The organism is Chamaesiphon sp. VAR_69_metabat_338 (genome assembly GCF_031423935.1).
Taxonomy (GTDB): domain Bacteria; phylum Cyanobacteriota; class Cyanobacteriia; order Cyanobacteriales; family Chamaesiphonaceae; genus Chamaesiphon.
Window position 1 is genome coordinate 1 of sequence record NZ_JANPGM010000292.1, and the last position, 5,085, is coordinate 5,085.

Sequence of the window (5,085 nt, forward strand, 5' to 3'; positions counted from 1 at the left end):
AGTTTCGAGAAAGATCGGGACGGAGGTGGTGATATGTAAGTCTGCTGGCGCGTAACGTTGCCGCAGATCGGTCAGCAGGTGCTGGATCAGCGCGATATCTTCAGACATGGCCAAGATTTTGGTCGGACTGCCGATTAAGGCCGATCACAAATCGCCAATCGGTGTGACACCAATGCCGCTGCGTCCGATATATAGCTCCGTGTCGCTGTCGATTTTGCGTACGTACAGACAATCATCCCGATAGACGTGAACGGATAAGCGATCGAGTAGGTGCGGTTGCTCGAAGTAATCGATTAATGCTCGCGCGGTATCGACCGGGACGGGCGAATGGCGATACATCTTTCCCGAAGTAGGATCTTGAATCCAGGCTCCTTGATAAGCCATGATAGGCACATCCGCACCAATTTCCCGATGAAAGCGCAAGGCTGATTTATACATTCTGCCGGTGGCAATCCCGACGCGAACGCCTTGGGCTTGGGCAGCTTTGACTGCCTGTTTGACTCGATCGCTAACTTGATTGGATTTTCCGGCGATCGTGCCATCAATGTCTAAAACGAGCAGTCGGATGTCGGCAGTGGATGATGACATGGTTGCAGTGGTGTAAATCTGAAGCCAGCTACCAGCCTATCATAATTGTCCGAGGGAGATAGAGTGGTTTATGACAACATTCCCGATGCCGAGCTATCGAGACCAGTAATCCGATCGATTAAATCTACGATATGTTGATATTGAGCCAAATTACCTTGCTCTTTAAATAATTTCGCCGCAAATCGCCAATCGATAAGGGCTTCTTGTTCGCCATACAATTCGCGATAAGCATAGCCGCGATTGGAATAAGCAAAGGCAAAATCGGGTTGAAGCTCGGTGGCGCGATTGTAGTCGGCGATCGCATTTTGATAATCGGCGATCGAATAATAGAGCGAACCGCGTCGATAGTAAGTAATAGCGGCTTTCGGATCCAGGGCGATCGAACGATTATAATCGCTGAGTGCATTTTTACCAGCACCTAATTTATAGTAAGCCGCACCGCGACAACAAATTGCTAAGGCATCATCGGTCTGAGCCGCAATGGCTAGGGTGTAATCGACAATCGCACCTTGATAGTCGCTAGCTTGATACTTAGCTTTGGCACCACGCAAGAGATCGCTATGGCTGCGGCTTTCAGTTGGCAGAGGAGTGGACTGAGACATACCGATCTTTTGCTAAATACTTGAATGGGGGGAAAATATGATTATTTTCAGAACTAGATTTGACGATCGATAGTTAATTGCTAGCATATCCTCTGCTCGCTCAGATTCAGATCGGTACAAACACAGAATTCATCAGTGCTACAGCCGGAAAATCTCGTTGGCGAAGCCCCTCTTCTGGAGCATCGCGTGGCACTCAATTTTGGTTAGGATCGGCTGCACTCGGAGCTAAGAGCAGCGGTAATGAGAGTTGATAACCCTGCCGATTGGGAATGAGTTCGATCCGACCGCCATGTGCTGCGGCGAGGAGATGACTGAGCGATAATCCTAGATTGATGCGGATATCTGATGGCAACTCCTGTAAAATTGGCACGGGAGAACCCTCGATCGCGGGGAATGGTCGCTCGATATCTCTCGGCGTTCCGGCGGGGAGGATCGCCAGCGGATCGTTGGTAGTAATTTGGATCTGCAGTAGATCGGGGAGCTGAATCGGCTGGATCGAGATCTGCCGATCGACCGCACTAGCATGAATCGCACTTAGAGACAGATAATAAACGATCTGCCGGACTTTCTCGCGATCGAGTAAGCACAGTGGATTGGCAGTGGTTGAGACATCAGATCCACTCAGATCGAGGCTGACTTGTTGCTGTTTTTTAGCAGCAGTTGGTTCGAGACTATGAATCGCTAATTGGCACAGCATCTCTAAATCTACTAATTCGATCGCGAGCGAGTGTTGTCGATCGCCCGTTAAGGAAGAGGTGTCGCCAACCAAGCTGCCCAGTTGGGAGATTTCATCGACGATGCCTACTAATTGGCGACCGCTTTGATGGATGATGCCTAAATAATCTTTTTGCTTGGTAGTGAGCGGGCCATAGATTTCTTGTTGCAGGACACTGGCCATACCCAGCACCGATGTTAGTGGGGTGCGCAGTTCGCGAGCTAGGTGGGTCAATAACTCAAAGTGAGTTTCGCTGCGACGATCGCCAAATGTGGGGTACTGCGACGGAGTTGCGATCGTAGTATCTAATCCAGGGGTCGTTAAATCTGCGACCTGTAGCAAGTGAAGATCGAGTTCGCCCCTTCCTGGCGCGGCGGCACCTGGAGCGTCAAAGTTGGGCATCACTCGCTCCTGAAGATCGCTAAGATAACGATCGAGCTGGGCTTGACTCAATAATTTGCGCTCGAATTCACTAGCAAGCAAGCGACTGACCACTAACAGCAACTCAATGTCGCGATCGCTAAATTGGCGGGGTTTAAAATCTAAAATTGCCAGGACACCGATCCGATCGCGCGCGGCGGTGAGAACAGGAACGCCTAAATAGGCTCTCAGGCCATGTACCCGCAGCAGAGCCGATCGAGCTAATTGGGGCTGTTGGCAAAAGTCCGGCACGCTCAGGCTACCCTGGCTGCTAATAATGCGATCGTGGCAGTATTCTAAGCCAGCTAATTCTAAGTGTAAATTGGGATTGCTCGGCAGCGCGCTCAATTGCCCCAAACCAGCGATCGCGCCAATTTGGTAGCCGGTGCCGGCGATCGCGGTCAGGATCGCGACTGGTGCCGCCAAGAGCTGACTTGCCAGCGTAGTCGCTTCAGCAAAAATCGGCATTGTCGAAGATCGATCGCCGCTCAATTCAGTGCCGATCTGCGGTGGTTGTAGGGATCGAGACCTAGTTACCTGGGGATGTGGTGGCGAATGTAGGTCTTGGTCTGAATTGAGCATGGGACGATTGCCCGCAGTGGGATGTGTGAATTAGTGGAGGTAGCTACTTCTAAAATTCCCACGAAATCAGTCCAGAGCAACATTTGCCGCAGAGCGGGATTGACAGCAGTAGCCATCCCAATTTAAAAACCGATCGAAAACAGATGGATAAGTCAACTCCAGCAACAACAAAGTTTCCCCAACCCCAATGCGATAACTTGGGAATAAATTTACGGAATAATTGCTGTTTGGGCTGTAGTCCCACTCAAGATTACTTCCGATCGCCTAAATTATGAAACCTACTTGCTACTCTCTAGGGCTATTGGCTCTAGCGACATTATCGACTGTTCTTTCCGGCCAGATTACCCCCGTTAGCGCGCAATGCGTGATGAATGATACGAACATTCAAGTTGCGATTAATGGTTCTAAACAAGCGACCGATCGCACCAATCAAGTGCAGCAAAATAGCACTGGTCGTTGTGTAGGTAATAGTGTGAGTTCGACTAACGTTCAAAGTACTAATGGCGGTACCGATCGCACCAGCCAGCAACGTCAAAGCACTCAGCAAATTAATGGTGGCACCAGCAACCCAACGGGAGTTAGCACACCTCCCGTCAAGCTCCAGCAGAATGTCCAAATCGATGTTTACAATCCCGCCGACCGCTTGCGTCGCTAGGCGATCGCCAGCTAGCAGTTCTCGATCGACAAGCTCTAGAGACAGGTGTCGTTTTCAGTCCGCAGCCGTTAGCTGGCTACTGCGATTTGACTCAAGAATTGCAGCGATTTGACAATATAATTGGCACAAATCTGGGGCGAACTTTGATAAAAAGCACTCCAAGCCAACGACTTATAGTGCTCGTAATTAGTAGGTATAAACGCCGCCCGATCGAGTTGAGCAGTGGTGTGCTTGGGTAGATCGACATCCAGCCAAGCCAATCTGACTGCATGACCGATCAAGACATCGAGCACGATGTATTCTTCGATATCGAGATCGGGATTGCGCTCGGATAGAGCGGCTAGTGCTATCAACGCTTCAATATTTAATTGTCGATATTCGGGTGCGACAATTTTATTGAGGAGGTGCTCGATCCGGAGGGCAAAATTCTTCTCGCCGGGAGTCATTTCCGATAAGATAATTTCGCTATCCAACCGATTGCGTTTTTCGAGCTTATCGCCGATCGTGATGCCTTGACAATGTTCGAGCAATCGCCAGACACTCGGATAGAAATCTCGATCGACGCGCACGATCGCCCCATCTTTGCAGCGTTGATATCGCCAATCGATCGGGGTAGCTGGCGGGTTTTGTACGCTCGGATCGATAGTATTGACCACCCAGGCAATCTGATGCTGAGATTGATTGAGATGCAGTGATTCTTGTTGAAAAACAATTTTGCCGACACCTTGGTAGTCGGTCAACACTTGAGACAGCCTTGTTTGGATCTCGAAGGGACTCAGTGTCATCAATTTTTCATAAGCGGTATCTTGAGTCATCCCCAATTCGATCGCCAGTTCGCTCGTCAGCAAGATAATTAAATAGCCAACTCGCAGCGTTAGCAAGCCTTTAACTAAAGTCGGCTGAGATTTAATTAACAACCCGAGATAAATAATAATTTCCTGGGTTAAGACGCGATCGCGAATATCTTCCCGACAGAATTTATCGATTTTTTCAGCGATTTCAGTATGGGACATGGGGGCATCGATCGTCGATGCTTCGCTGTAAGCCATGCCGACAGTAATCTGTTTGCCATCGATCAAAATATCGGTTACGGCATCGGACAAACTAATTTCGACCTTATTTAATAAACCTGCTGCATACCGGACGATTTCCCAATGGGGTCGATTGCTAAAGTTACCGGCTTTGAAATACACTTCATCGATTAAATTGGCGACAGTGACTCGGACGCCAGCACCACCGAAACCCGTTCCAAAATCTAATCCTTTGAGTTTACTTAAGCTATGTAATAGCTCGATTTGTTGATAGAGATTATTCGAGCCGCGTAACTGTTTGAGCAAGACGGGAATACTAGTTTCGGCTTCTAATAAAAATTCCTGATTGCTAGTCAATGGTTGATTGGCATCAGCAGCATAAGCCAGGTAGTAATGCTGCGGTACTAAAGCATCGACTGCCGGACGATCGAACCTAAATTCGTGTAAGTTGTCGATCCGTTCGGTGCCAGCAGTCAGTTTTAACTGATTGAG

5 protein-coding genes are annotated in these 5,085 nt (G+C 49.0%); 1 reads left to right on the top strand and 4 read right to left on the bottom strand.

All coding sequences use genetic code 11. The annotated features are described in order from the left end of the window. Positions 1–144: 144 nt before the first annotated feature. The 3 genes from RMO84_RS08535 to RMO84_RS08545 all read right to left on the bottom strand — a co-directional run bounded on the left by RMO84_RS08535 (position 145) and on the right by RMO84_RS08545 (position 2,907). Positions 145–588: an HAD family hydrolase gene (locus RMO84_RS08535; RefSeq protein WP_310488042.1), complete on the bottom strand. Its 444-nt coding sequence runs from the start codon at positions 586–588 to the stop codon at positions 145–147. A 68-nt stretch (positions 589–656) separates the two neighbouring features. Next, complete coding sequence (locus tag RMO84_RS08540) at positions 657–1,190, bottom strand: tetratricopeptide repeat protein (protein WP_310488044.1); 534 nt, start codon at positions 1,188–1,190, stop codon at positions 657–659. Positions 1,191–1,383: 193 nt separating this feature from the next. Continuing rightward, positions 1,384–2,907: a GAF domain-containing sensor histidine kinase gene (locus RMO84_RS08545; protein WP_310488045.1), complete on the bottom strand. Its 1,524-nt coding sequence runs from the start codon at positions 2,905–2,907 to the stop codon at positions 1,384–1,386. Positions 2,908–3,178: 271 nt separating this feature from the next. Here RMO84_RS08545 and RMO84_RS08550 point away from each other — a divergent pair, with 271 nt between their 5' ends. Beyond that, positions 3,179–3,562: a hypothetical protein gene (locus tag RMO84_RS08550; protein ID WP_310488046.1), complete on the top strand. Its 384-nt coding sequence runs from the start codon at positions 3,179–3,181 to the stop codon at positions 3,560–3,562. Positions 3,563–3,630: 68 nt separating this feature from the next. Here RMO84_RS08550 and RMO84_RS08555 read toward each other — a convergent pair. Next, positions 3,631–5,085 (bottom strand): glycoside hydrolase family 15 protein (locus RMO84_RS08555; RefSeq protein WP_310488047.1); only part of this gene is annotated, 1,455 nt, incomplete at its 5' end.